The sequence below is a fragment of the Roseivirga thermotolerans genome, from assembly GCF_014653175.1.
Lineage (GTDB): Bacteria > Bacteroidota > Bacteroidia > Cytophagales > Cyclobacteriaceae > Roseivirga > Roseivirga thermotolerans.
Map to the genome: position 1 here is coordinate 559,192 of NZ_BNAG01000001.1, position 26,334 is coordinate 585,525.

General features: G+C 40.9%; 24 protein-coding genes. 11 read left to right on the forward strand and 13 right to left on the reverse strand.

Features of this window, described 5'->3' with window-relative positions; genetic code table 11:
• Positions 1-14 precede the first annotated feature (14 nt).
• The 13 genes from IE164_RS02535 to cysD form a co-directional block, all read right to left on the reverse strand.
• On the reverse strand, positions 15-869 hold the full coding sequence (locus tag IE164_RS02535; RefSeq protein WP_189628610.1) for an NAD-dependent epimerase/dehydratase family protein: 855 nt from the start codon (positions 867-869) through the stop codon (positions 15-17).
• On the reverse strand, positions 859-1,998 hold the full coding sequence (neuC, locus tag IE164_RS02540; protein ID WP_189628611.1) for a UDP-N-acetylglucosamine 2-epimerase: 1,140 nt from the start codon (positions 1,996-1,998) through the stop codon (positions 859-861). Before neuC ends, IE164_RS02535 begins: the two co-directional genes overlap by 11 nt.
• The gene (locus IE164_RS02545; RefSeq protein WP_189628612.1) at positions 1,995-3,038 is read right to left on the reverse strand and encodes an N-acetylneuraminate synthase family protein; all 1,044 of its coding nucleotides are present in this window, start codon (positions 3,036-3,038) and stop codon (positions 1,995-1,997) included. Before IE164_RS02545 ends, neuC begins: the two co-directional genes overlap by 4 nt.
• Positions 3,039-3,050: 12 nt before the next feature.
• A complete protein-coding gene (locus IE164_RS02550; protein ID WP_189628613.1) occupies positions 3,051-4,031 on the reverse strand; it encodes an NAD-dependent 4,6-dehydratase LegB in 981 nt (326 codons plus the stop codon).
• A gap of 131 nt (positions 4,032-4,162) precedes the next feature.
• A complete protein-coding gene (locus IE164_RS02555; RefSeq protein ID WP_189628614.1) occupies positions 4,163-5,257 on the reverse strand; it encodes a GNVR domain-containing protein in 1,095 nt (364 codons plus the stop codon).
• On the reverse strand, positions 5,257-7,866 hold the full coding sequence (locus IE164_RS02560) for an SLBB domain-containing protein (RefSeq protein WP_189628615.1): 2,610 nt from the start codon (positions 7,864-7,866) through the stop codon (positions 5,257-5,259). The genes IE164_RS02555 and IE164_RS02560 overlap by 1 nt, the downstream gene beginning before the upstream one ends.
• Position 7,867: 1 nt before the next feature.
• The gene (locus IE164_RS02565) at positions 7,868-8,374 is read right to left on the reverse strand and encodes a UpxY family transcription antiterminator (RefSeq protein WP_189628616.1); all 507 of its coding nucleotides are present in this window, start codon (positions 8,372-8,374) and stop codon (positions 7,868-7,870) included.
• Positions 8,367-8,756: a hypothetical protein gene (locus tag IE164_RS02570; RefSeq protein ID WP_229838492.1), complete on the reverse strand. Its 390-nt coding sequence runs from the start codon at positions 8,754-8,756 to the stop codon at positions 8,367-8,369. The genes IE164_RS02565 and IE164_RS02570 overlap by 8 nt, the downstream gene beginning before the upstream one ends.
• A gap of 270 nt (positions 8,757-9,026) precedes the next feature.
• Positions 9,027-10,139: a DegT/DnrJ/EryC1/StrS family aminotransferase gene (locus IE164_RS02575; RefSeq protein ID WP_189629271.1), complete on the reverse strand. Its 1,113-nt coding sequence runs from the start codon at positions 10,137-10,139 to the stop codon at positions 9,027-9,029.
• 14 nt (positions 10,140-10,153) lie between these two features.
• The gene (locus IE164_RS02580; protein ID WP_308440955.1) at positions 10,154-11,209 is read right to left on the reverse strand and encodes an NAD-dependent epimerase; all 1,056 of its coding nucleotides are present in this window, start codon (positions 11,207-11,209) and stop codon (positions 10,154-10,156) included.
• Positions 11,209-12,489, reverse strand: coding sequence for a nucleotide sugar dehydrogenase (locus tag IE164_RS02585; RefSeq protein ID WP_189628618.1), 1,281 nt, complete (start codon positions 12,487-12,489; stop codon positions 11,209-11,211). The genes IE164_RS02580 and IE164_RS02585 overlap by 1 nt, the downstream gene beginning before the upstream one ends.
• A 177-nt stretch (positions 12,490-12,666) precedes the next feature.
• Positions 12,667-13,923, reverse strand: coding sequence for a sulfate adenylyltransferase subunit 1 (locus tag IE164_RS02590; RefSeq protein WP_189628619.1), 1,257 nt, complete (start codon positions 13,921-13,923; stop codon positions 12,667-12,669).
• A complete protein-coding gene (gene cysD / locus IE164_RS02595; RefSeq protein ID WP_189628620.1) occupies positions 13,923-14,870 on the reverse strand; it encodes a sulfate adenylyltransferase subunit CysD in 948 nt (315 codons plus the stop codon). The genes IE164_RS02590 and cysD overlap by 1 nt, the downstream gene beginning before the upstream one ends.
• Positions 14,871-14,926: 56 nt before the next feature.
• Between cysD and IE164_RS02600 the strand changes: the two genes are divergently transcribed.
• From IE164_RS02600 to purH, 11 genes are all read left to right on the forward strand, one after another.
• Positions 14,927-15,589, forward strand: a complete 663-nt coding sequence (locus IE164_RS02600; RefSeq protein ID WP_189628621.1) for a heme exporter protein CcmB — start codon at positions 14,927-14,929, stop codon at positions 15,587-15,589.
• A 17-nt stretch (positions 15,590-15,606) separates the two neighbouring features.
• The gene (gene ccsA, locus IE164_RS02605) at positions 15,607-16,269 is read left to right on the forward strand and encodes a cytochrome c biogenesis protein CcsA (protein ID WP_189628622.1); all 663 of its coding nucleotides are present in this window, start codon (positions 15,607-15,609) and stop codon (positions 16,267-16,269) included.
• Positions 16,270-16,273: 4 nt separating this feature from the next.
• Positions 16,274-16,528, forward strand: coding sequence for a CcmD family protein (locus IE164_RS02610; RefSeq protein WP_189628623.1), 255 nt, complete (start codon positions 16,274-16,276; stop codon positions 16,526-16,528).
• 53 nt (positions 16,529-16,581) lie between these two features.
• Entirely contained in the window at positions 16,582-16,980 is a 399-nt protein-coding gene (locus tag IE164_RS02615) for a cytochrome c maturation protein CcmE domain-containing protein (RefSeq protein ID WP_189628624.1), read from the forward strand.
• Positions 16,981-17,113: 133 nt separating this feature from the next.
• A complete protein-coding gene (locus IE164_RS02620; RefSeq protein ID WP_229838493.1) occupies positions 17,114-19,663 on the forward strand; it encodes a heme lyase CcmF/NrfE family subunit in 2,550 nt (849 codons plus the stop codon).
• Positions 19,664-19,828: 165 nt separating this feature from the next.
• On the forward strand, positions 19,829-21,118 hold the full coding sequence (locus IE164_RS02625; RefSeq protein WP_189628625.1) for an aminotransferase class V-fold PLP-dependent enzyme: 1,290 nt from the start codon (positions 19,829-19,831) through the stop codon (positions 21,116-21,118).
• 63 nt (positions 21,119-21,181) lie between these two features.
• Entirely contained in the window at positions 21,182-22,408 is a 1,227-nt protein-coding gene (locus tag IE164_RS02630; protein WP_189628626.1) for a TlpA family protein disulfide reductase, read from the forward strand.
• Between the two features lie 24 nt (positions 22,409-22,432).
• Positions 22,433-23,278 carry a Rossmann-like and DUF2520 domain-containing protein gene (locus IE164_RS02635; protein WP_229838494.1) on the forward strand — a complete coding sequence of 282 codons (846 nt, stop codon included), beginning with the start codon at positions 22,433-22,435 and terminating at the stop codon, positions 23,276-23,278.
• A gap of 27 nt (positions 23,279-23,305) precedes the next feature.
• A complete protein-coding gene (locus tag IE164_RS02640; protein WP_189628627.1) occupies positions 23,306-24,166 on the forward strand; it encodes a geranylgeranylglycerol-phosphate geranylgeranyltransferase in 861 nt (286 codons plus the stop codon).
• Positions 24,163-24,741, forward strand: coding sequence for a phosphoribosylglycinamide formyltransferase (purN, locus tag IE164_RS02645; RefSeq protein ID WP_189628628.1), 579 nt, complete (start codon positions 24,163-24,165; stop codon positions 24,739-24,741). Before IE164_RS02640 ends, purN begins: the two co-directional genes overlap by 4 nt.
• Before the next feature lie 39 nt (positions 24,742-24,780).
• Positions 24,781-26,310 carry a bifunctional phosphoribosylaminoimidazolecarboxamide formyltransferase/IMP cyclohydrolase gene (gene purH, locus IE164_RS02650; protein WP_189628629.1) on the forward strand — a complete coding sequence of 510 codons (1,530 nt, stop codon included), beginning with the start codon at positions 24,781-24,783 and terminating at the stop codon, positions 26,308-26,310.
• The last annotated feature ends 24 nt before the right edge of the window (positions 26,311-26,334 follow it).

Here is a 26,334-nt window from a genome sequence, read left to right on the forward strand (position 1 = left end):
TCTTTTAGACACAGTTATTTCAATTGTGATTTTAAATAGTCTTCCAGATTTTCTTTAAATGAAAATTGATAATGTTGCTCTTCTGTTCGATCAAAACCTGCGATGTTTTCCCATGGCTTATCCTGGGTGAATATAGCGGGCAAGTGTTTTCCTGAGATTTTCTCACAAAGGCTGATCAATTGCTTGATTGTGTATTGATCATTGCTAAAGAGATTGAAAGTACCAGGTGTAAAATCATCTATGATCTGGTGAAAAACACTTGCAGCATCTTCAATATTCAGATAGTTTCTAATCATACTTCCATCGTTATTGAATGTCAGAGATTCGTCATTAAGAAACGACTTAACCAGATAATTTATGATGCCTTTAGGCTGAGAGCCACCGTAGAGGTTTGGAAATCTTAAAATAATCAGCCTGTTTTTATCCACTCTTTCATTGAGTTGCCATTCGGCAAACGCTTTACAGGCCCCGTAAACTGATTCAGGGTTCTGACGTTCGTTTACTTTTATGTTATGAGAGTAGCTTCCATAAACTGCTACACTGGATATGTGTATAAGTCTGGTTTCGTTACCCTCAATGGCTTCTGCCAAATATTTGATCCCTATGCTATTCAAATCAAAACACAATCCGGAAGGTCTAGAAACCTGGCCAGTGCAGTTAATTATGAAATCCAGTCTCCCTTCCCTGATTAAAGTTGATGATCGAGGATCAAGGAGATCATAATGTATAAACTCGATATCAGGATCAGCTGGTGGTTGAATATCGCCACAAATCAGTTTCAGGTCAGTATTGGCCTTCAGGTCTTCAATAATAAACCTTCCTAAAAAGCCGCTTCCACCTAAAACAAGAATGCGCGATTTACCCTTCATAGAATACTTTTTGAATCTTCCCTTCAAATGATACATTCTTCAGAATATCTACTATTCTTTTGGCCGAATCTCCTGTCCCATAAGGGTTTTCAATGCCGCTGACAAATTCTCTGAATTCTGTATCATAGAGTGCCTTTCTGATACCTGCCTCAATGGCTTCAGAGTTATTAGGAACGTCTATCACGTTTTCGGCTCTTTCTCTACCCATCTGTCTATTACCTATGTTGACGGCAGGAATTTTGAGGCTTGGAGTTTCGTGAATTCCTGAACTAGAATTTCCAACCAATGCCCAGGCGTTTCTGTACAGGTTTACAAATTTGACAGTTGGTAGGCTGGGATACCACTTTATACCCGAGGCTTTAACCTCTTCAATGATCTTGGAATACCCGGCATCATTGTTTGGCAGAAGGGCCACACATTGAATATCGAGGTTTTTAACCGCCTTAATCGTTTCTCTGATTTGCTGATGTGAAGAAAGACTCTCTGTAGTTACCGGATGTTGAATCATAAGCACAAAAGGCTTAGAAAAATCCAGGTCAAACTCCTCCTCCAATTCTTCTTTAGGCAAATGAGGTGTGCTCATGAGTACATCAATAGAAGGACAGCCTACAACATATATATCTTCAGGGTTCTCACCTAGTTTCACTAATCTGTCTCTGGCATCCTGAGTAGCAGGGAAGTGAATATGAGAAAACTTACTCATGGCATGTCTGATACTCTCATCGATACTACCAGTAACTTCACCACCCTGTATATGCGCCACAGGGATGTTCATATGTGCAGCAGCCACGGTAACAGCAAAGTTGCCACCTATGTCAAAGCCAGACAGCACTACATCGGGTTGTGCTTTCTCCAATTCATCTACTACAGCCGTCAATACCCTAGCCATTGCTTTCACCATTTCTCCACCAGAATCTTTGCCCTGAGGGTCAAACATATCAATGGTCGCATCGATCTTGAACCCATCATCTTCGATATAATTCAAGTCTTTTCCGTGAATGTCCAGTAGGCAAATTCCAGTTACTACCAGGTAAATTTCAAAGTAAGGATCAGCTTTCAGCTTTTCCAATATAGGCTTGTAGCGGCTATAATCCGCTCTCCGTTCAATGAGTACAAATACTTTTCTCATTTTATTTGGCTTTTTTTCAATAATGTATCGTTGGGAATGTCTTCGGTTGCTTCCTTTCCCAGAATATCCTCATAGTCTTCTGCAAGTATCTCACCAGTTCCAGGTCTCTTTACCCATAGGTTGTCTTTGGTAAATTTTTCACCTTTCCTTACATCCTTTATGGTTACTACACTTGCGTATGCAAAATCAATTGTGGCTTTTTCTTCATCTACCGGGCCTTTCTTGCCCCCCCTCATGCTTTTCATAATCCTAGATTGCTCAATCAGTTCATTACAGGCTTCAGGATCCATTGAACATACAATATCTGGTCCTATACGGTCCATACTGTCAGTAAAGTGCCGCTCCAGTATTGAGGCTCCTAAGGCAACTGCTCCCAGACAGGCCAAGTTACTAGTAGTATGATCTGATAGTCCATAAACAATTCCGGGAAAAGATTCGGCCAGTTCCTGCAAGGCTCCCAGCCGTACTATTTCAGGTGGTGTAGGATATACATTCGTGGTATGCAATACTGCGAATTGTACTCCTGCCTCACTAATAACATTTAGTGCCTTGGCCACGCTTTCGATTGTATTCATTCCAGTGCTGAGAATCATAGGCTTGCCAAATGATGCAATATGCTTAAGCAATGGGTAGTTATTGCATTCACCTGAACCGATCTTATAAGCGGGCACGTTCATACTGTTCAATCGATCTGCCGCAGCACGCGAAAAGGGAGTACTGATAAAAATCATTCCTTTTTCGATAGTATATCGTTGTAATTCACGCTCTTCTTCTTCATTCAGAGAGCAAGAATCCATAATCTCATAGATTGACTCCTTGGTATGTCCGGGAATCACATTCTTGGCAATGCTACTCATTTCGTCTGCCACAATGTGCGTCTGGTGCTTAACCATTTCAACTCCTGCGGAAGCTGCTGCATCCACCATTTCTTTGGCTACACTAAGAGATCCACCATGGTTAATACCAATCTCTGCTATCACAAGAGGGTCATAGTCATACCCAATTTTTCTTCCAGCAATTTCTATATAAGGGCTGCTCATGTCAGAATTGATTTAGATGTTATAAATATGAGCTTTGTACTTCTTGAGATTATCAGTTTTCGAGAACCATTCACAAGTCTGTTCTAATCCCATGCGAATAGAGAATTTAGGTTCAAAATCAGTCAGACTCTTAATCAGCGTATTGTCTCCCCATAGGCGAAAAACTTCAGATTTCCTGGGTCTCACCCTTTCTGAGTCCGTAATAAACTCAATGTCAGATCCCATTATATCCTTGATCATGGAAAGCGTGTCGATCATTGAAATCTCAGAGTTAGTAGAAATATTAACCTCTTTACCAATAGACTCATCAGATTGGGACAGGGCTAGGAAGCCCTGACAGGTATCTTTCACATAATTAAAATCTCGCGTAGGACTTAAATCACCCAGCTTCACTTGCTTTACACCATTTGCAATCTGTGTTATAATAGTTGGAATGATTGCTCTAGCCGATTGTCTAGGACCATAGGTGTTGAATGGTCTTGCAATGGTCACCGGAAGTTCAAATGAATTGAAAAAACTCATCGCCATACTATCGGCTCCGATCTTGGATGCAGAGTATGGCGATTGAGGTTGCTTAGGATGCTTCTCATCAATTGGTACATACTGTGCTGTTCCGTAAACCTCAGAGGTAGAGGTTACAATTACTCTTTTATTGCCCTGCTCTCTCGCAGCTTGACAAATATTCATTGTGCCCCTGACATTTGTATCGACATAACTGTCAGGGGAATGATAAGAATATGGTATTGCTATGAGCGCGGCCAAATGAAAAATTTCATCTACATCCTTACAAATCTCTTTGCAAAAATGTGGGTCTCTTATATCTCCAGATACAATCTCTAGGTTATCATTCGAATCTATATCTTCCAGCCAACCCCAATAGTTAAAAGAGTTATAATAGGCCAAGGCCTTTACTTTGTAGTTATTAGCTAAAAGTGTCTCAACCAAGTGCGAACCAATAAAACCATCGGCACCTGTCACTAATACTTTTTTCATATACTTAATATCAAATTATAGGCAAGAAAGTTAACGATATGATTTAAGGTCTAAATAAGTTGTTGATAATTGAGACTGCATTAGGTCGCTTTATAATCAAGTATGAAATGAGACTAAATATTGATTCATTTTCATTTCTCATACTCGATAATCCTATTTTTAGTCATAATAAATGGCTTTCGAAGAAGGACGATTCCTACAGCAAATACAAATCCTACAAAAGTACAACTTACAAGCAAAAGTGTTCTATTAGGGCCATATTTCTCATTTGGTACTCTTACAGGGTCAATTATTGAGAATACAGGCGTGTCTTTCTCAAGTTGCAACGCAACCTGCTCTTTTTGGCTAGATAATTCTATGTAAACTGAATTAAGAACATCGTAACGAGTTTCTAATCTCATTAGAATATTTTGAACAAATTTGGACTTTAAATTTTGATTTGACTCGTTAAATAAGGCGAGACTATCTTGAAGTTCATGTAATTCTTTTTGTCTTTTCTTCCATTGTTCTACTGTAAAATCATAAAGATTTTTTGACATTTCCGTCTTAAACAAAGTAATTCTTTTTTGCAATGCATTAACAGAGGCCAAAGCAAGCTGAGCTGCAACCATAGGGTTTCTTTCAGTTACCACTAACCTTACATAACCATCCTTTTTATTGTATTCTAAAGTTATTATATCCTCTAGCTTTTTAACCAATTCATTTTGCCGATTATCCAATAATAAAAAACTGTCAGAATAATTTAGTTTTTGATAGTCGGAATTTTCTGTTTCGGATTTGAAGGAGTCAATTATCAAACCAGGAAGGCCTAAAGAATAACTAATCACTTTTTCTACAACACTCTCTTTTCGTCTACTTAAATAATCACCATACAGAATGGTGTCTTCATGAACTGAGATATTACTATTCAATACTTCCAATCTATATGGCAAGGATGAAACGATTCTTGGATATAAGTCAGTAGGAATTTCATTTGCACCTGTTGCCGAGTTTAAATTGATCCCTGCCAAAGCGGCTAGTCCACCTATAGATCCTGAAGTTTCACTTTTTGTCTGTGGAACAAATGTTGAGCTTGACTGATACTCATTAGCAGAAAAAAGGGCTAAGAATAAGCCAAAGACCGAGGAAATTAGCGTAAACTTTAGAATGAATTTTCTTCTTTGCCAAAGAAGAGCCAACAAATTAATTATATCAATTTCTTGATTGGTTGAATTCAGTTCTTTCATTAATTAGATCTTATTTGTTGAACCAAGAAAACAATTGTTGCCAAACTTGAAGTTATCGCTAAAACCTCTTGCAGAGAGGTGGATCTTTTTTCAGCCTTTCTAGCCACAAATATCGTAGTCCCAGGCTCGATCTTGGGATAAAATTTAAAAATCAAGAACCTCTTTACACCTTTTCTTTCTCCATTGGGATATTGTACATAACTTCTTCCTCTTTTGGCAGAGACCTGAAAACCTCCCGATTGGTAAATGTAGTCTTTAAATGAATAGGAATCATCGTACCTTAAATTTAATGGCGATGTTACTTCACCTGCTACTCTTACCGTTTCGAGCCTTCCTGGGATGGAAATAACGTCACCAGGGCGCACTATGAAATCATATTTAGAACCCTTGTTGGCCAATATTTGATCTAGATCTAGGGCTACTGGTTCTTCATTCTTGATAGTTATATCTTTTACCAAAGAATCCTGCTTAGAAACGTCTTCGATGAGGTCTTTCTTTATTCTAGAACCTACAGCATCTGTTTCGGATGATATATTAGATCGATTTTCGATCTTATTTAATCTTTCTATCAATCTTTGTTGACTTATATTTTTCAACTCCGAGTCGCCACTTAATAATTTTGATCTAAGTTGCTGAAGGTATTCCTGTGAAATCTGATCGCTTGATTTGGAAGATGAAAATTCAGTTTTTCTCACCAAAATTGCTCCTTTTGGGTAAGCATATTGAGTCAACCCATGAGCTCTTTCAATAATATCTGAAATGCGTTCATCTTTTCTTGCAATTGAGTATATGCCAGGCGCCACAACTTCTCCCTCTATCGTTACTTGCTGTTGCACATTATAACCTGGGCTTTTTCTAATATATACTTGATCGAATGGTTGTAAGACTAAAGTACGATCTTCTTGATTTAAGGCTAATGACTTATCGATCTGTACATTAATGATCTCAGCCTGTGTATTGAGATTAGCATCTTTGTTTCTTCTAGATATCTCAATTATTGAGCCTGACGCTCCTTCTGTCAATCCACCAGCTAAAACGATCAAATCTTGAATCGTCATGGTATTGAAGTACTGATAAACACCTCCCTCGGCAACTTCACCTGAAATCTGTACATAATATTCTTCTTTGAGGTCGTAGATTGAACTAATGCGTACAAGGTCTTCTCTTTGCAAGTCAATATCAGGAATCTCTCCTGACATTAAAGCACCAAGATCAAAAGGAAACGCGTCTTGTGAAAAGTCTTCATTGGTTCTGTAGATAGTCGCTCTATTCAAGAAAGCGTCTCCTCTCAGTCCATCTGCCTTTTCAATCAGTTGCATTAAAGTTAAACCTTCAGTTAATTCATATTCCCCTTCTCTATAAACTGCTCCCTCGATCTGAACTCTATTTTTATAACGGTCTAGAATAGGAGTTACTTGAAAGACGTCTCCATCTTTTGGTTCAAAAGTAGAGAACTCGCTTTGATTAATATCAACCACTTCTCTTTCCTTTTCCCCATTTCTTCTGGCGGTGATTAGACTAGTATAAGCAGTATTTTTGAAGCCACCGGCATATTCCAGCACGTTCTCAAACGTCTCATTTGCCTTCAATTCAAAAAGTCCAGGTCTTTTGACTTCACCTTCCAACTCGACTCTTTTTTGATAAGGCTTGACAATAATTACATCTCCATTTCTCAACCTTTGATTGCCTTTTTGAATACCTGTATTTAAGAATTCATATACATCAATAGTAGATAATAATTGCCCGTTTCTAATGAGCTGGATATTTCTAAACGTACCTTGTTCAGTTGGTCCACCAACAGCATGCAAAGCAGTGTAAACAGTGGAAAGGGAGTTTAGTACATAGTTGCCCGGTGTTCTTACCTCACCCACAATGGTCACGTTAATGGTTCGTACATTTCCGACACTGATCTGTGAGAATATCTTACCCGGATCGTCAGGAGGTAAGACTAGTCCTCTATAAATCTGAGAAAGTCTTTCTGTAATTCTTTTTCTAGCATCAATAACAGTCAATCCATTGATATAGATAGGCCCTAAGTTTTCGGGTCTGATAAAGCCTTCAGGTGTGACATTCAAGGTCAAGTAAAGTTGGCTAGCTCCCCAAAGATCTATGATAATCTCATCTCCTGGTCCTATCACATAATCTTCTGGTGTTGGAATATTGAGGTTGGGAGCAAAAGTTAAATTATCGGTTTGAAATAGGTCGAACCCAAAGATCTTTCTTTGGGTTTCGGTCAATGTTTTTGAATTTTCAGAATTGGGCAGCTTTCCAAATACTTCAGTTTCATCAACAATGATTCCTTGTCTACCTCCAATTCGAGAATCTCCTTTAGTAGTAGATTGAAGTCCACCTGACCTTAAGCTTTCTACTCTTCTTCTGAGTTTAGCGATCTCTGATTCAGGCATTCCCCTTTGACGAGCCAATGCCTCCAATTGTTGTTCTGTGTATCCAGAACTCTGAGCTTGTTTGATATAGGCCTGGATCTGTGAATCAGATAGATCATCAACATTGATGGTTGTTAGATCTGTTCCAGCTAGGCCCTGTGCTTGAACATCAGGTTGAGCACCTAAAATGAGAACAAGTAATACTGTTAATAAAATATATCTCATATCAACTTGCTAATTTAACTTTTGATCTGGCCACTTCTGCCACCAAAGAAAAGCCTATGGATTCAATGGAAAGGATCAATTTATTTCCTTTGATCTTTAATAGCTCTCCTGCCTCTCCTTTTAGAGGCCCTTCGGTAATTTCAATTTTATCCCCCTCCTCAACCAAGGTATTCAAACCTTCAGAATCTGGAAATTCGTTTAAAAAATTAATGATCCCTTGAATTTCCTTATCTCTTATCACAACGGGTTTCCCTAACCAAAAAACAGAGTTGACTATTCCTTGATCCTGTAGAATTTCTTGACGCTCGATTTCTGTCACCTGAGCAAAAACGTATGATGTAAAGAGAGGTTCTTTCACCTTCTTCTTTCGGTCAGACCATTGTTTTAAAACCGTACGTGTGGGGCAATACATTTCAAAACCTCGATCTGACAAACGCTCTGCCACTTTCTTCTCATTCCGAGGCTTGGTGTAAAAAGCTGTCCAATATTTAATTGAATCGTTACTCATTCCAAAGGAGTAAATACTTTTCTTTTTCAAAGTCTAAAGATTGTGCTTCTTCTTCAGAATAGCACAAATATTGAATTTTCTTTTCGACCAACCTCTCAGCTTTGGCTGTTAATTCAGAGAGAAAAGCCCTATCTGGATTACCGATCAGCACCAAACTCACTACCTTTGATTGTTTCCCTCTTGCCAGTTCTCCTGTCAAATAAACTTTCTTAAGATTTCCCAATTCATGAATCACATGATCCAACACCTCATTGAGCCCAGTCTGCTTGAGAAGAATACTTCTTACCTCATCATACAAACTAAACTTTTGATTGGCCTTGTAATATTTTTTATTCCCAATCACTTCAGAATCTAACATCCCTGCTTCTTCAAACCTATTCAACTCGATTCGAACGGCATTGGTACTTTCATTAAACTCCTCGGCCAAACCTCTTAAATAGGATTTACTCTCCGGATTCAAAAAAAGCCTTAAAAGTAGTTTAATGCGAGTTTTGGATGAAATTAGGGCTTCTAACATTGTGGCTGGATACAGCTTCGCCCGGTCAGTCACAGGCGCAACCTAGCATTGAGTAGTAAAACTACTCAATATTAGATTTTCACAAAAATAAAGTAGAATATTTTTGATATCAACCATTAATCAGGCTCTCAATCCTTACCGAAAGCTTAAGACTTGCTCGATAATAGTATTTTGCTGTTCCTCAGACATTTCTGTATGAATGGGTAATGAAATTACCCGCGAGCAAAGATCCTCAGTGTTAGGCATATCTCCAGCCTTGTAACCGAAATATGAGTAGGCTCTCTGCAAATGGTTAGGAACAGGATAATAAATCATTGATGGGACTTCCTTTTCGGCTAAGTGCTCCACCAAACCATTCCTATCAACTCCATCGGCTAATTTTAAAGTATATTGATGGTAAACATGTGTGCTAAAATCGGACTCCACGGGAGTGGTTATCCAACCGACCTTGGAAAAAGCCTGAGAATACTTCTGAGCAACTCTATAACGAGCCTCGTTATAGCCATCCAAATATTTAAGCTTTACCTTAAGAATAGCTGCCTGAATACTATCTAAACGCGAGTTTACCCCTATCGAATCGTGATAATATCTTTTGCTCTGTCCATGATTAACTATCATTCGGAGCTTTGCGGCTAAATCATCGTCATTGGTCATTATAGCACCACCATCACCATAGGCTCCAAGATTTTTGGAAGGAAAGAATGACGTTGCACCAGCATCTCCCATTGTACCGGCCTTAGCTATTCGCCCATCCGAGAACGTAAATTGAGCACCAATTGCCTGAGCAGTATCTTCAAATACTTTTAAGTCATGGTTCTTAGCAACCTTTAAAATTCTCTCCATGTCTGCACACTGTCCATACAGATGTACAGGAACGACAGCTACCGACTTATCTGATATCTTCGCCTCCAGATCTTCAATGTCGATATTAAAGGTATCCGGATACACCTCTACAAATACTGGCTTAAGCCCCAGAAGTGCAATTACTTCCACCGTAGCTACATAAGTATAAGAAGGCACCAGAACTTCTGCCCCTTTTGGAAAGTCGTATGCCATCATGATCACCTGAAGGGCATCCGTACCATTGGCACAAGGAACAACGTTTTTTACGTGTAGATACTTCTCAAGATTACTTTGAAAGTCATGAACCGCAGGCCCATTTATGAATGCTGAGGAATCCAATACCTCCTCAACTTCTTTCTTTACCTCTTCCTTTATTTTCTCGTATTGCCCAACGAGATCTACCATTCTTATAGGCTGCATTAGACTTTATAAAATTCTCGATACCATTTAACAAACTGACTTACACCATACTCTAATGGTGTTTGAGGCTTATAACCAAGGTTATTGACTAAGTCTTGCACATCGGCATAGGTTGCCGAAACATCACCTGCCTGCATGGGCATAAAATTTTTCTTCGCTTCCATGTCTAGAGTCTCCTCAATAATCCTTACAAAATCCATTAGCTTTACTGGTGAGTTATTACCAATGTTATATACGGTGTAAGGAGCCTTTGCAGTCCCAGGGTCAGGGTCTGCCCCACTCCAGTTCGGGTTCCCTTTTGGAGGATTGTCATTAACCCTAATTACACCTTCTACAATATCATCTATGTAAGTAAAATCTCTCGACATTTCCCCATTATTGAAGATGTTAATGGGTTTTCCCTCAAGAATGGCCTTAGTAAATAAGAAAAGTGCCATATCGGGCCTTCCCCACGGACCATATACCGTAAAGAATCTTAAACCCGTAGTCGGTAAGCCAAAAAGATGGCTATATGTATGGGCCATGAGTTCATTGCTTTTCTTACTGGCCGCGTAAAGGCTTATTGGATGATCTACATTGTGATGTATTGAAAACGGCATGGTCTCGTTCAACCCATAGACCGAAGAACTACTCGCATATGACAGGTGCTTAACTTCATTGTGACGACAAGCTTCCAGAATATTCACAAAGCCTACAATATTGCTATCAATATAAGCTCTTGGGTTTTCAAGGCTATACCGCACGCCTGCCTGAGCAGCAAGGTTAATTACTGTATCAAATTTTTCAGTTGCAAAAAGTCCATTAAGATTTTGGTCATCTTCTAACTGAAGTTGGATAAAGCGGTAGTTGTCATGCTTAGCACTTTGTATAAGCTTTCCATACTCTATTTCATCAGCGTCAATACCTGTAATATTCAGACGCCCGTGTTTGACCCTTATGTCGTAATAATCATTTACAGAATCGAGCCCTACAACCTGATCACCTCTTTCTAATAACTTTTGAGCGAGGTGAAAACCAATAAATCCTGCCGTTCCTGTTATTAATACTTTAGCCATTATAATCGAGCGGTAACTTTTTCTTTGGGTAAACAGGACTTAACGTCATAGGTAAGAGGACTACCCTCTAGCCTTTCAATTAACTCTAATGAGAACTGCTTATGAGCTACGGCCAGAACTACTCCTTCGTAATGCTCAGTAGTAAGAGTCTTTTCGTCAATTAACTCTATGCCATATTCCTCTTGAACCTCTTCTTTGTTTGCCCATGGATCATAAACATCTACTGCGATGTCATAATCTTTTAATTCCTTAATAACATCTATTACCCTGGAATTACGAATATCAGGACAGTTCTCTTTAAAAGTAATTCCTAAAACCAGTACTTTAGACTTATTCACTACTCGACCAGCCTTCATAAGTAGTTTGACCATTTCGCTGGCCACGTAGGGGCCAATAGAATTGTTTAGCCTTCTACCTGCCAATAATATTTGAGGATAATAGCCTGCCTTTTTTGCTTTTTGAGCCAAATAATACGGATCTACACCAATACAATGTCCTCCTACTAAACCCGGCCGAAAAGGAAGAAAATTCCATTTTGTGCCGGCCGCTTCCAAGACATCTACAGTGTCTATGCCCAGCTTGTTAAAAATCATGGCCAGCTCATTTACAAAAGCAATATTGATATCTCTCTGAGAGTTCTCAATCACTTTAGCGGCCTCGGCTACTTTAATAGATGCAGCTTTGTAGGTTCCCGCTGTTATCACAGACTTGTATAGCTGGTCTACTCTTTCAGCAATTTCAGGAGTAGATCCCGAAGTTACTTTCAAAATCTTGGTAACGGTGTGTTCTTTATCACCCGGGTTGATTCTCTCGGGGGAATAACCACAGAAGAAATCTTTATTAAAGGTCAGGCCCGATACCTCCTCTAAAACTGGCACACAGTCTTCTTCTGTTGCACCAGGGTATACCGTTGATTCGTAGATAACTATGTCTCCTTTCTTAAGAACTTTACCTACGGTTTGAGATGCCTTTAAGAGTGGTGTCAAATCAGGGTTGTGATCGTCATCAATGGGAGTTGGAACCGTAACAATGTAGACGTTACAGCCCGCAATATCTTCCAATTCGCAAGTGTTGAAAAGCCCTTTGGCAGCCCCATAGCTGGACAGAACCGACTTAAGGTGATCACTTTCAACTTCTAACGTATGATCTTTACCCGAATTGAGTTCGTTTACCCTTTCTAAACTGATATCAAAACCAACAACCTTGTGCTTTTCTGCAAATGCAACTGCCAGGGGAAGACCAACATACCCGAGGCCAATTATTGCGATTTTGTCGTTCATGCGGAGTTTAAATCTTATTACAAATTAGAAACGTACACAACAGGTTGTTACTGTTCAATCTACGTTGCATGCAAATCTAGAAGAAAAATCCGGTCTCTTTAAGGAAGGAATCATAAATCATGATAGCAGTATTAAATCTGCTAACAGCTGTCTTACTTTGCTGAATAATTGTAAGGCTTAACAAATCATTCCAGCAGCCACTGTTTCGTTGGTATTTTCATCGACCAATATTAGAGCTCCCGTAGTTCGGTTTTCAGCGTACTTATCTGTTATCAAAGGTTTGTTTGTCCTGAGAGTAACGTTAATTATATCATTGACTGATACGGTATCGACACCTTCTCTCGTAAGTGAATTCACATCATACTTAAAGTTCAGGTTTTTAACCATAGCCTTAACCTCGTTGTTAGAGTGCATCAGGGTGTACCTAGACCGCGGCTGAGGGCCTTTTCTGGAAAACCAGCAAAGTGTGGCTTCAATATCCTGCTGAAGTTTGGGAGACCCGGTTATTCCTGTAATCATATCTCCACGGCTCACGTCAATATCATCGGCCAAGGAAACAACTACGCTCATTCCTGTAGTGGCTACAGAAAGCTCTTCATCCATTAAATGAATCTGTTTAACTGTCGAAGTTTCACCCGAAGGAAGGACTACAACACTATCCCCTACTGCAAGTTGACCACCTGCCACCCGTCCGGCATAGCCTCTATAGTCATGGTAAGTATCATTTTTAGGCCTAATGACAGTTTGAACAGGGAAACGAACCGCAGCAGAAGTGGTTTTAGAAACATCTATTTGTTCCAAAGTAGAAAGAAGGGTTTTCTCTTCATACCAAGGCATATTTTCAGAAGGGTTCACAACGTTATCCCCATGCAGTGCACTTATGGGTATGAACGAAATCCCTTTTACATTCAGTTTGCTGGCAAAACGCGCATACTCTAATTGTATGGATCGGAAAATCTCCTCGTCATAATTCACCAAATCCATCTTGTTGATACAGACTACCAAATGGGGAATTTGTAAAAGGCTAGCAATGTAGCTGTGCCTAAAAGTCTGCTCCACAAGTCCCTTTCGTGCATCGATTAAAATGAGAGCTACATTGGCAGTCGAAGCACCTGTAACCATGTTTCTGGTATACTGAATATGTCCGGGTGTGTCGGCAATGATAAACTTCCTTTTGGGAGTTGCAAAATATCTGTACGCCACGTCTATTGTAATACCTTGCTCCCTTTCATCTTTCAGGCCGTCTGTTAACAGCGCCAAATCTGTATGATCCAGACCACGCCTTTTACTGGAGTTTGCCACATGCTCTAACTGATCTTCAAAGATGGATTTACTATCATAAAGCAATCGGCCAATTAATGTGCTCTTACCATCATCTACACTACCTGCGGTTGTAAAGCGCAGTAACTCCATGTCCAAATACGAATTCTCCATTAGAAATATCCCTCCTTTTTTCTGTCTTCCATCGATGTTTCCGAGCGCTTATCGTCCGCTCTGTTCCCTCTCTCTGTTTGTCGTGCAGCAGCTACTTCCATAATCACTTTCTCCAGCGTATCTGCATCAGATTCAATGCCCCCTGTTATTGTTATGTCTCCTAAGGTCCTAAACCTCACTTTTTTGTTGTGTATGGTTTCTTCTTCTCCAACATGTAGATGCTCTGAAACAGGGAGCCAAGTATTGTTACGACAAATTACATCGCGATAATGGGCCAGGTATAGCGATGGTATTGCAATATTTTCCGCTAGTATGTATTGCCACACATCCATCTCTGTCCAGTTAGATATGGGAAAAACCCTGAAGTGTTCCCCCTTGTGTTTTTTCCCATTGAAAATATTCCAGAGTTCAGGCCTTTGATTTTTAGGATCCCATTGTCCAAAGTCATCTCTATGCGAAAAGAAGCGCTCTTTGGCTCGTGCCTTTTCTTCATCGCGCCTGGCTCCACCCATTAGCGCATCGAACTGATGTTCCTCAATGGTATCTAATAGAGTCGTTATCTGAAGCCAGTTCCTTGAAGCATCTTTGCCGGTTTCTTCTTTAACCCTGCCTTGATTAATGGATTGCTGGACAGAACCTATAATAAGGTCTACACCCAATTGCTCAACCAACTCATCTCTAAATTTTATGGTCTCAGGAAAGTTATGTCCGGTGTCGATGTGCACAAGTGGAAAGGGTATTTTAGCCGGCCAAAAAGCTTTTTTAGCCAAATGAGTAACTACAATTGAGTCTTTTCCTCCTGAAAAAAGTATGCCTGACTTTTCGAACTGAGAGAAAACCTCACGTATAACATAAATGGCCTCTGCCTCAAGCTCTTTCAAGTGATTGAAGTGCGAGGTACTCTCCTTAAGGCTTATTCTTTCTATTTGTTCTATATCTCCTACCATTTTTGTAGACTATTAGAGTCTGCAAACATAGTATATATTTGCAATCAATTGACAGTATGAGAGAAATTTTAACACTTGTATCTAAAGAATTTCGTTCTGAATGGCGGCAGAAGTATGCTCTGAACGGAATGATACTCTACCTGGCATCAACCATTTTTGTCTGTTACATGAGTTTTAGTCTAAAAACAGGCACTATTCATGCACTAAGCTGGAATGCTCTTTTCTGGATAATTATTCTCTTTACAGCGGTAAACTCTGTAGCAAAAAGCTTCATTCAGGAAGCCGATGGCCGAATGCTGTATTATTATTCTTTAGTAAAACCTGAGTCCATTATCCTATCTAAGATCATATACTACTCGCTATTAATGATGGGCCTCTCCTTAATTGGTTTATTCTTCTATTCGATGGTTATGGGCAACCCGGTAAATGACCTTGCTATGTTTTTGTTGACCATAGTGTTGGCCTCTTTTGGTTTAGCAACTGCCCTTACCATGCTTTCCGGAATAGCTTCTAAGGCCAGCAACAGCAGCACACTTATAGCGGTACTCAGCTTTCCGGTGATCATTCCCATGTTGCTGCTCATTATCCGATGCTCTAAAAATGCACTTGATGGAATTGAACGCTCTGTCTACACCGATCAGTTGCTTACTCTGATTGCCATAAATGCCATTGTTGTTGCGGTTTCCTACCTGTTATTCCCCTATCTTTGGCGATCATAAGCAAACGGTAGTTGACCATGAAAAAGAAGTGGTGGAAAGTACTCTGTATAGTTCTCCTTATCTACTCTATACTAGGCGCTCTTTTATTCGATGCCCCGCGACTGGCCATTCTAAATGAAACTATACGAAACCTACATTTTCATGTCACTATGTGGTTTGCCATGATTATTCTGTTGGTTACCTCGACCATTTATGCCATTAAGTATCTGCGCTCCAATCGGATTGACCACGACACTCTTTCGGCAGAGTTTGCCAATGCCGGAGTATTGTTTGGCATTCTAGGCATAGTAACTGGTGCTATTTGGGCCAATTTTACCTGGGGCGAACCTTGGAGTGGTGATGCCAAGCAAAACAGTAGTGCCATAGCATTACTCATCTACCTGGCTTATTTGGTACTTCGTAACTCCCTTGAAGATCAGCAGCAAAAGGCTCGGGTAAGTGCTATATATAATGTCTTTGCTTTTGCCGCCCTTATACCACTACTGTTTATTCTACCCCGTATGACAGACAGCTCCCTACATCCGGGCAATGGTGGCAATCCGGGCTTCAACGCTTATGATTTAGACAGCCGGCTCCGCATGGTTTTTTATCCGGCTATTCTGGGCTGGACCCTTCTGGGTGTTTGGCTTGTATCTCTCAGAGTGCGTATTAAAAGAATTAAAATGGCTTTAGAAGACTAAAATCATGAAAAAACACCTTGTAACCCTCTTCCTACTTATCTCTTTAAGTTCATTTGCTCAGAATGGAGCCTACAGTATTAACCCTGAAGACTACAACAATACCTCTGTAGAAATGGCAGATGTAATGCGGTCTAATGGAAAGATCTATGTAGTGGTGGCTGTAGTAATGACGGTCTTTCTGGGCCTTATTATTTACACCATCTCGGTAGACCGTAAAATCTCCCGTCTCGAAAAGGAGGTTTTCAGTGAAAAAGGTTAATTCTTAGGCGTTTGTGTTGTACTTTTGCGCCAGTTTAAGCAACCGAGGAGGAGATGAAAAAATCTAGTATAATTGGCCTGGTGGTTATTGCCATTGCTGTGGCTATAATTATTTCGACAGCAGGTGATGCCAGCTCTTACGTTACGTTCGATGAGGCCTATGCCATGGCCGCCAACGGAAAAGCCGAATCAATCCATGTAGTGGGGGAGCTCAAAAAAGCCCCTAACGGCCAGGTGGTTGGCGTTCAGCCAAGTGAAGACATGCTATCGGTAGAGTTTATTTTGGTTGATGATAACCAAAAAGAACAAACCGTTTACCTCAATCAGCCCATGCCTTCAGATCTGCTCAAGTCGGACAAAGTAGTGGTTATTGGAGGCTATAAGAACGATATGTTCATAGCCGATAAGGTATTGCTCAAGTGTCCTTCTAAGTACGAAGAGACTTCGCTCTAAGAACTGCCGAACACTGTAACCCATAGGCTATAATTTTCGTGGTCTATGCCGTCACTATCCCTCTTAAAAGGACATTGGTTCACAGAGAGGTGTTAAACCATAACTCCCAACAGATAACCCTAAACTTTAGCTCTTGATTTCAGCAACTGTTCATACCACTATCGGCAACATTGGTCACCTGTTGGTAATCGTCTCTTTTGTTGCCTCAATTATTGCGGCTTTTGCCTACGGAAAAGCCTCCCTAAACAATGAGATAGGCAATACTGACTGGATTAAATTTGGAAGAGCCTCTTTCTGGACTCACGGCTTGGCCGTTTTAGGAACAGCTGTTACTCTTTTTCTCATAATCTACAATAACTACTTTGAGTATCATTACGCCTGGTCTCACGCCTCTAAAGATCTCCCTGTTCATTATATGATTGCCTGTTTTTGGGAAGGACAGGAAGGAAGTTTTCTAATTTGGTCTGTATGGAATGCGCTTCTTGGCTTCATTCTCATAAAGACTAACAAAAAATGGGAAGCTCCAGTAATGACGGTGTTCGCCCTCGTTCAGGCATTCTTGGCTTCAATGATTTTAGGCGTGGTTATTGGCGACCTTAAAATCGGCTCATCACCTTTCTTGCTCCTTCGCGATGTAATGAATGAACCCGTATTTCTGGTTAACCCAAACTATGTTCCTGAAGACGGTACCGGCCTTAACCCATTGCTTCAAAACTACTGGATGGTAATACATCCACCAATGACTTTCCTCGGATTTGCCTGTACACTTATCCCTTTCTCTTTCTGTATTGCCGGGCTATGGAGAAAAGACTTTAAAGACTGGATAAGACCCGCTCTGCCCTGGACTATTTTCGGTGGAGTAATACTGGGTACGGCTATCGTTATGGGCGCCTACTGGGCTTATGAAACGCTCAATTTTGGAGGATATTGGAACTGGGACCCCGTAGAAAACGCAGTGTACGTACCCTGGCTAGTGTTGATAGCCAGCATGCACACTATGATTATCTTTAAAAAGAACCACACGGCTCTAAAAACTTCCATTGTCTTAGTGATTGCCACTTTTATACTTATTCTCTACGCCACCTTTTTGGTGAGAAGCGGTATACTTGGCAATACATCGGTACACTCTTTTACCGACCTGGGTCTTTCCGGCCAATTGCTCATATACCTGCTATTCTTTTTGGTGGCGTCTATTGCCATTGCTGCAAGAGTTTGGAGCCAGCTCCCAACCTCAGACAAAGAAGCCTCTGCTTACTCGCGAGAATTCTGGATCTTTATTGGGGCCCTGGTGCTTTGCCTGATGGCTTTCCAGGTTTTGGTACCTACCTCTTTTCCTGTATTCAACGCAATTGTAGAGTTCTTTGGCGGAGTATCTTCACTGGCCCCTCCTGCCAATCAGGTAGAGTTTTACTCCCAATGGCAGGTTTGGTTTGGGATAGGAATAGCCTTGCTTTCAGGTACCGGTCAATTCTTCTTCTGGAAGAAAATGGATAAGGAAAAGCTAAAATCAGCTATGACTTTCCCCGTGCTTATTTCCCTTGTTATTTCGGCACTCATTTTTGTTTTAGAAGACATTTACAACCCAGTATATATTGTTGTGCTTGTGGCCGGAGTATACTCCGTTGTTTCTAACCTTAAAATTATGCTCGATCTCGTGCGCTCCGGAAGTTATAAGCTCACAGGAGGATCAATAGCTCATATTGGTATTGCCATGATGTTGGTAGGCATCATGTTTTCCGAGGGCTACTCTCGTATAATTTCTAAAAACACCACCATTATCAGCCGTAATTTTACTGAAGAGCAAAACACCAACAACGTGGTGCTGTTCTTGAATGACCCCAAGCCCATGGGGGGATACTCTTTGCTCTACAAAAGTGAAGGACTCAAGGCCGAAGGCATTCCGGGTTATGTAAAAAAATCTTGGCTCGACAATACTGAAAATTCTCATTACAAGATTACCCGGGCTGACATTGTAGTAGATGGTACTACTTATGCCCAAAAAGGCGATACTTTATACTTCCGTACTCCGGAAAACACCTACCACGAGATTGAATACACCTCTCTGAATTCTGGCAAGAAATTCACGCTCTTTCCCAGAACGCAGGTAAACGATGAAATGGGACAAACCATTGTTTCTCCCGACATTAAAAAGCAGTGGAACAGAGACTTGTATACCTATGTAGCACTTCAGTCAGACTTTGACGATGAAAACACAGTGTGGAGTGAAAAAGACATACATACCATTCGCCCCGGAGAAAGGTTTTTCATAAATGACTATGTAGCCGTTTTTCAAGGGCTTGAACGACTGCCCCGAGTAAACTACTTAACTATGGGGCCTAATGATGCAGCAGTTAAAGCCAATATTGAGGTGTTTGTTGAAGAAGGAGAAAAACTCTATCTGGAGCCTAAGTTCATTATTAAAGATAAGAACGTGGGCCGGCCACCCGAAGTAAATCAAGAAATAGCCTCAAGGGTAACCTTGGAAAACATTAACCCGGAAGATGGTTCCATAGAACTGGGCATAGAAACTACTCAAAAGGACTGGATCATCCTTCAGGCTATTGAAAAGCCTCAGATTAACATTCTTTGGATAGGTACCATTGTGATGATTATTGGTTTTATTGTGGCTACCAGAAGAAGGTACATTGAGTTTGCCAAGATGCGCGATAAGGGTATGGCCTAATTTACCCAACCTTTTCTCGGTGTCAACAGGCTCTAGTCTTACCCGGTAATACGGGTGTTTTTTCTCATTCTTAAACTCAGAGACACTTAAAGCACTTGCTGTTTAAATAATGTCATTTCCGGTTGCTTCCATTTTTCTCTATTTTAAAAGAGCTAAATAGGGTTTATGAGCAACAGAAGATCATTTTTTCGAAAGACATTCCTTACGGCCGGAAGCCTGTCTCTGACTACATTTTTTCAGAAGTCATTGGCCGAAGACGTATCAGACGCATTAATAAGTCTCAATAACCTTTTGCCTGAAAGGGCTGCACAAGACGAAGAGCTCTGGAAACGTATTCAGCAAGCCTATACAACCTCAAGCAGCATTATTAATTTAAATAACGGAGGAGTGAGCCCGCAGCCTAAAGTTGTTCAAGAGGCTGCCAATAGATTTTACGCCTATTGCAATGAAGCCCCCTCGTATTATATGTGGCGCATACTCGACCAGGGAAGAGAACCCCTTCGAGCTAAACTTGCACACCTGGCCGGAACTGATGCCGATGAACTGGCCATCAACAGAAACACAACCGAAGCAATTAATACCGTCATTTTTGGACTTAATTTAAAACCGGGCGATGAAGTAATTCTCACTAAATATGATTACCCAAACATGATGAACGCCTGGAAACAGCGCGAAAAGCGAGACGGTATAGTGTTAAAATGGCTAGACTTTGATATTCCTATTGAAAGTGATGAAGAGGTTATTAAAAAGTATAGAGAAGCCATTACTCCAAAAACCAAAGTTCTACACATTACGCACATCATTAACTGGACAGGTCATATTATGCCCGCCAGGAAACTCTGCGATTTAGCCAGAGAAAACAACCTCTATTCTATAGTTGATGGTGCTCACTCTTTTGCTCATCTCGATTTCAAGATTGGCGACTTGGGTTGCGACTTCTTTGGTACAAGCCTGCACAAATGGCTATGCGCCCCCTTTGGTACCGGCCTCTTATACATCAACAAAAACAAGATCAAAGACGTATGGCCACTGCTCGGAGCACCAGAAGGGCAAGAAGATAACATCCGTAAGTTTGAAAACATTGGTACGCGCTCTTTCGCCATAGAGCAAGCTATTGGTTCAGCTCTAGACTTTCACCAGGCCATTGGTTCGGCCAGAAAGGAGGCCCGTCTTAAATATCTCAAACAGTATTGGGTAGATCAGGTTAAAGATGTAGACAAGGTAAGGTTCTACACCTCCGCCAAACCGCAGTTCAGTGGTGCCCTTTTCAACTTTGGTATTGATGGAAAAGATGCCGGGCCAGTGCATAATTCTCTATTCAATACGCATAAGGTGCATACCAGCCCGGTGAAGTATGAGAAAGTGAACGGACCAAGAATCACACCTCACATTTACACAACCAAATATGATCTGGATAGGCTGGTTGAGGCAATAAATGCGGCTACCATGTCGTAAAGAGCTAGTAATATTTTCGTTCTTATTTCGGAAATTAGTCTAGAAATACCCAACACACATTCAATGAATCAATTCAAACTCACGCTATTGGGGCTCTTTTTGAGCACTACACTCTGCCTTAAGGCGCAACAAGAGTTCATAATCCCTCTGAACAAAAGCATTAGTTCAGACAATGCCGCTGATGGAATAGATGTAGACATCTGCTATGAACTTTTAAACCGACATATAATTTTTCGAGAAGGAAAAGAATATCCAATTGTACCTCCGAACACCAATGCTCCCTTAGCTTATGGTCTCTCTGATTTTCGATATGCTGTTCAGGGAATTAAAAATCAATGGGTTTACTTAATCGAAAACTACGAATCAGATAATCCACTATTCTATTTTGACAGCAATAATAATCTGGATTTCACGGATGACGGTGAACCCAAGATGTTCGTCAAAGACAGTCTTCTCGTCCTAAAAGATGGTCGCCTCAAAGCAAGATTTGTCCCCTTTGAAATTCAAGGACAAAACCGACTGTTATTAAAATTACTCATTCAACAAAAAGAAGACATGTCAAAGAGTGTGATACTTGCTGAAAATGAAAAAGCCATCCACTCCAATTACTGGTATTACGAACTGGTTTCTGATTTGGCTAAAGGCAATTTTAACTATAAAGGGATCAGCTATTCGATTGAAGTGCATGATTTTGACGGAGATAATAAATTCGGAACAAAACAGGATCTGATATTGACCAAAGCCTCTTCAGGAACGGTAAAAGATTATTGGCATTACAACAAAGGAGAGTTCAGATTGGGAGAAACATCGTTTAAAATTAAATCCATTTCTCCAGATGCAAATTCCTTAGTGATTGTAGAAAATATAGAGAACTCGGCTCCTCAGAAGTACAATCTGGGAGATAAAATCGATAGACTCGAAGTTGAGACCTTAACTGGAAGAACGGAGTTGAAAAGTCTTTTTCAAGACTACCAATATACCCTCCTCGATTTTTGGGCAACATGGTGCAAACCTTGCATAGCCGCTATGCCAGAACTGGAAAAATTGAAAGAAGAGTTTCCCGATTTTGGTGTAATTGGATTTGCAGCAGATAAAAAGAAACTAGTAGCGCGGTTTGAAGAAAGGAATCCACACTCTTGGGTAAATATTATTGTACCAAGTGAGTTAGAGTTCCGGTTCAATATTAGAGGATTACCAACCTACTATATAATCAATAGTGAGGGTGAGATTGTACATTTCGCTAAGCATATTAATCAAATCAGAAGTTTTTTGAAAAACAACCTCAATTAGCCTACGGTTTAAACCATGGGCTAAATGGGGGATTCACATTTCCCAAAACCATTTCAATGGTTTTACTACAATGATTACCTTCGTCTTGTGGCATACAGAATTGCAATTCTAGGAACGGGCAATGTGGCGTGGCATTTAGCCAGAGCACTTGAAAACGCAGGTCACATTATTACGCACATTTATAACCGCGATGCAGAGAAAGCCAAGAAATTCGGTTTAGACTATTTCAGCGCATCTACCGGCAACTCTTTGAGTCTATCTAGCATCAATGCAGACATTTTCATTCTTGCAATTTCCGATGACTCAATAGAAGAAGTTGCCTCGAACGTTAGTCTGCCCGAAAACGCCATACTTTGTCACACTTCAGGTTCTAAACCTTTAAAGGTACTTGGCTATGCCCCTACTGAAAACATCGGAGTGTTCTACCCTCTTCAGACTTTCAGCAAAGGGAAGAAGGTAGATTTTAACAATATTCCGATTTGTCTAGAAGCTGAAAACCGGTTTACACTAGAAGCGCTGAGAGCCCTTGGTAATTCAATTAGTTCCAAAACTCAAGAAATCTCCAGCCAGCAGAGACAGGCAATTCATTTGGCTGCCGTGTTTGCCTGCAATTTTACCAACCACATGTTCACCGTAGCGCAAAGCATTTTGGAAAATCAGGAAATGAGTTTTGAAATCCTTAAGCCCCTGATTGTGGAAACCCTCAACAAATCTTTTGAAATTGGTCCGGAACGGGCTCAGACGGGCCCTGCTATCCGCCAAGACCTCAAAACTCTGGATCTTCAGTACGACTCTCTGAAAGCCGATCCTGAATTGGCCGAAATTTATCGGCTTATCTCCCAACATATTATCGATTACTACGCCAACTGAAATATCTTTGCTGCGTAAACAAGCGCAATGCAAGTCGCTAAGCTTTTCCGACCATCGTTTATCTACAACTACCTTAAACTCATTAGAGGAATTAACCTTCTCATTGTTGCGCTTACCCAATACCTTACGGCACTTTTTCTTTTGAGCAACAAGGGGCACTGGTGGGAAATACTAACGGATGCTAATTTTTTCCTGATGGTATCGGCCACCGTAATGATTACAAGTGCCGGATACCTCATAAACGATTATTACGACATAAAAATAGACTTTGTAAATAAGCCCGACAGGGTAGTAGTAGGGCGTGCGCTGAGAAGGCGTTGGGTAATTTTAGGTCATAGTGCCCTAAACATTTCGGCCATTGCCATTGGTTTTTACATATCCATTCCCATTGGCCTCATTATGTTCGGAGCAGCTTTTCTTCTCTGGCTATACTCCAACCAACTCAAAAGACTTCCTTTTGTAGGTAATTTTGTGGTGGCCATTCTTACCGGAACCACTCTGATTCTAGTTGCTGAATACTTCCACGAGAGAGCCTACATCATTGCCTGCTATGCCATTTTCTCAGCCTATATAACCTTGGTCCGGGAAATAATAAAAGACACTGAAGACATGAAAGGCGATGCCCGATTTGGTTGTAAAACCATCCCCATTGTACTTGGAGTGGCCAAAACCAAATGGATTATTTATGCCATAATGGTCGCCTTCGAAATCACAGTCATCATTCTACTTTGGAACTTGTCAGTGATTCTTCCGATCATTCTCGCAATTACTTTGCTACTTTTGGGGCTCGGTGTTCAGCGAGCCGATACCGTGAAACAATTTCATAACCTCAGCACTTACTGCAAAATCATTATGTTGCTTGGAGTGCTCAGCATGATCTGGATATGACAAAAAAAAGACTTTCAATTTTTGCCTCAGGCAGTGGTTCCAATGCCGAAAAATTCTTTGAGTACTTTCAAAATCATCCGCAGATCGAGATCGCTTCGGTTTTCACCAACAACAAGTCTGCAGGGGTTATAGAACGGGCTCAGCGGTTCAATATAAAGCACCATGTTTATAATCGCTCCTTTTGGCAAACCGGTGAAACTATTGTGGAGGTACTGGAAAGTGAAAAAATAGACTTCATAGTGCTTGCAGGCTTTATGCTACTTATCCCCAAGGCACTGGTTGCCAGATTCCCCAACCGCATATTCAACATACACCCGGCTCTACTTCCTAAGTTCGGGGGCCAGGGAATGTATGGTATGAATGTGCACAAGGCCGTGAAAGCCGCAGGCGAAACAGAAACCGGACTCACTATACATTATGTGAATGAGTACTATGACGAGGGAGCCATTATTTTTCAGGAAAGCTGCACCATAAACCCTACCGATTCGGCAGAAGAGATAGCCGCCAAAGTATTACGTTTAGAGCACAAAAATTATCCGAAAGTGGTAGAGCAAGAAGTTCTCAAATCGATATAAAATCCCTAGTTTTGCGACTTACTAAATCCCCCTTCGAAAATGTCGCAGGTAAAAATCCAATCCGCATTAATCTCAGTTTTTTACAAAGATAATCTGGCTCCTATTATAGAGCTTTTAAAAGCCAACGGTGTAACGATTTACTCCACCGGAGGAACTCAAAAATTTATTGAAGACCAGGGAGCAAAAGTCATCCCTGTTGAGGATTTAACCAGCTACCCATCCATTTTCGGAGGAAGAGTAAAGACCCTTCACCCAAAGGTTTTTGGAGGTATTTTACACCGAAGAGACAATGACGGAGACCTTGCTCAGGCTAAGGAATTCGAGATTCCTTCTATAGACTTGGTGATTGTAGACCTTTACCCCTTTGAGGAAACCGTAGCTTCAGGAGCAGCCGAACAGGACATAATCGAAAAGATTGATATCGGTGGGATTTCCCTGATTAGAGCAGCTGCTAAAAATTTCAAAGATGTATTAATCGTTTCCAGCAGAGAACAATACCCGGCTGTAGAGGCTCTCCTCAAAGAAAAGGAGTGTGCAACCGATTTGGCTGATCGAAGAAAATTTGCTGCTGAAGCCTTCGATATTTCTTCTCATTACGACTCGGCTATTTTCAACTACTTTAACCAGCAGGAAGGCCTTGCTAAGTTTAAGGTAAGCCAAAGAGAAGGAAGACAACTGCGCTATGGGGAAAACCCTCATCAGGAAGGGCACTTCTATGGTCCGCTCAACGAGCTTTTCGATCAGCTCAACGGTAAAGAGCTTTCTTATAACAATCTGGTAGATATTGACGCTGCCGTTTGCCTCATCGAAGAATTTGATAGTTCAGAAAATGCCTTCGCCATATTAAAGCACACAAATGCCTGTGGGGTGGCCATTGGCTCAGATGTAAAAGATGCTTATCTCAAGGCCTTTGCGGCCGATACTGTGAGTGCTTTTGGAGGCGTTTTGGTTTCTAATCAAACCATAGACCTTGCTGCTGCCGAAGAATTGAACAAACTTTTCTTCGAAGTACTAATTGCCCCGGGTTTCGAGCCGGAAGCTTTGGATTTATTGAAGGGCAAGAAGAACAGAATATTACTTGTTAAAAAGCAAAACCTAACAGCTAAAAAGCAATATAAGAGTTTGCTCAACGGTGTTATTGTGCAAGATAGAGACTTGGTAACTGATCAAGCGGTCGATTTTAAAACCGTAACTAAAAAGCAGGTAACCGAGGCGCAAAAAAGAGCTTTGGTATTTGCCTCCAAGGTTTGCAAGCACACCAAATCGAACACCATAATTCTGGCCACAGAGAATCAAATGTTGGCAAGTGGTGTTGGCCAAACATCCAGGGTTGATGCGCTCAAGCAGGCCATAGAGAAGGCCAAATCTTTTGGTTTTGAGCTTCAGGGAGCCGTAATGGCCTCAGATGCCTTCTTCCCTTTTCCCGACTGCGTGGAAATTGCCCATGGCGAAGGGATAGAAGCCGTAATTCAGCCCGGAGGCTCCATCAAAGACGAATTGTCGATAAATTTCTGCGATGAGCACAACATGGCCATGGTGTTTACAGGCACAAGACACTTTAAACACTAATTTTGATTAGGCTAGCTTTTAACG

Coding starts and splice junctions, on each gene's coding strand:
- IE164_RS02640 (WP_189628627.1), top strand. CDS start 23,306: ATGCAAGTCGCTAAGCTTTTCCGACCATCGTTTATCTACAACTACCTT.
- IE164_RS02630 (WP_189628626.1), top strand. CDS start 21,182: ATGAATCAATTCAAACTCACGCTATTGGGGCTCTTTTTGAGCACTACA.
- cysD (WP_189628620.1), bottom strand. CDS start 14,870: ATGGTAGGAGATATAGAACAAATAGAAAGAATAAGCCTTAAGGAGAGT.
- IE164_RS02535 (WP_189628610.1), bottom strand. CDS start 869: ATGAAGGGTAAATCGCGCATTCTTGTTTTAGGTGGAAGCGGCTTTTTA.
- purN (WP_189628628.1), top strand. CDS start 24,163: ATGACAAAAAAAAGACTTTCAATTTTTGCCTCAGGCAGTGGTTCCAAT.
- purH (WP_189628629.1), top strand. CDS start 24,781: ATGTCGCAGGTAAAAATCCAATCCGCATTAATCTCAGTTTTTTACAAA.
- IE164_RS02610 (WP_189628623.1), top strand. CDS start 16,274: ATGAAAAAACACCTTGTAACCCTCTTCCTACTTATCTCTTTAAGTTCA.
- IE164_RS02590 (WP_189628619.1), bottom strand. CDS start 13,923: ATGGAGAATTCGTATTTGGACATGGAGTTACTGCGCTTTACAACCGCA.
- IE164_RS02550 (WP_189628613.1), bottom strand. CDS start 4,031: ATGAAAAAAGTATTAGTGACAGGTGCCGATGGTTTTATTGGTTCGCAC.
- IE164_RS02555 (WP_189628614.1), bottom strand. CDS start 5,257: ATGAAAGAACTGAATTCAACCAATCAAGAAATTGATATAATTAATTTG.
- ccsA (WP_189628622.1), top strand. CDS start 15,607: ATGAAAAAGAAGTGGTGGAAAGTACTCTGTATAGTTCTCCTTATCTAC.
- IE164_RS02635 (WP_229838494.1), top strand. CDS start 22,433: ATGGGGGATTCACATTTCCCAAAACCATTTCAATGGTTTTACTACAAT.
- IE164_RS02565 (WP_189628616.1), bottom strand. CDS start 8,374: ATGAGTAACGATTCAATTAAATATTGGACAGCTTTTTACACCAAGCCT.
- IE164_RS02545 (WP_189628612.1), bottom strand. CDS start 3,038: ATGAGCAGCCCTTATATAGAAATTGCTGGAAGAAAAATTGGGTATGAC.
- IE164_RS02600 (WP_189628621.1), top strand. CDS start 14,927: ATGAGAGAAATTTTAACACTTGTATCTAAAGAATTTCGTTCTGAATGG.
- IE164_RS02625 (WP_189628625.1), top strand. CDS start 19,829: ATGAGCAACAGAAGATCATTTTTTCGAAAGACATTCCTTACGGCCGGA.
- IE164_RS02560 (WP_189628615.1), bottom strand. CDS start 7,866: ATGAGATATATTTTATTAACAGTATTACTTGTTCTCATTTTAGGTGCT.
- neuC (WP_189628611.1), bottom strand. CDS start 1,998: ATGAGAAAAGTATTTGTACTCATTGAACGGAGAGCGGATTATAGCCGC.
- IE164_RS02615 (WP_189628624.1), top strand. CDS start 16,582: ATGAAAAAATCTAGTATAATTGGCCTGGTGGTTATTGCCATTGCTGTG.
- IE164_RS02575 (WP_189629271.1), bottom strand. CDS start 10,139: ATGGTAGATCTCGTTGGGCAATACGAGAAAATAAAGGAAGAGGTAAAG.
- IE164_RS02585 (WP_189628618.1), bottom strand. CDS start 12,489: ATGAACGACAAAATCGCAATAATTGGCCTCGGGTATGTTGGTCTTCCC.
- IE164_RS02580 (WP_308440955.1), bottom strand. CDS start 11,209: ATGGCTAAAGTATTAATAACAGGAACGGCAGGATTTATTGGTTTTCAC.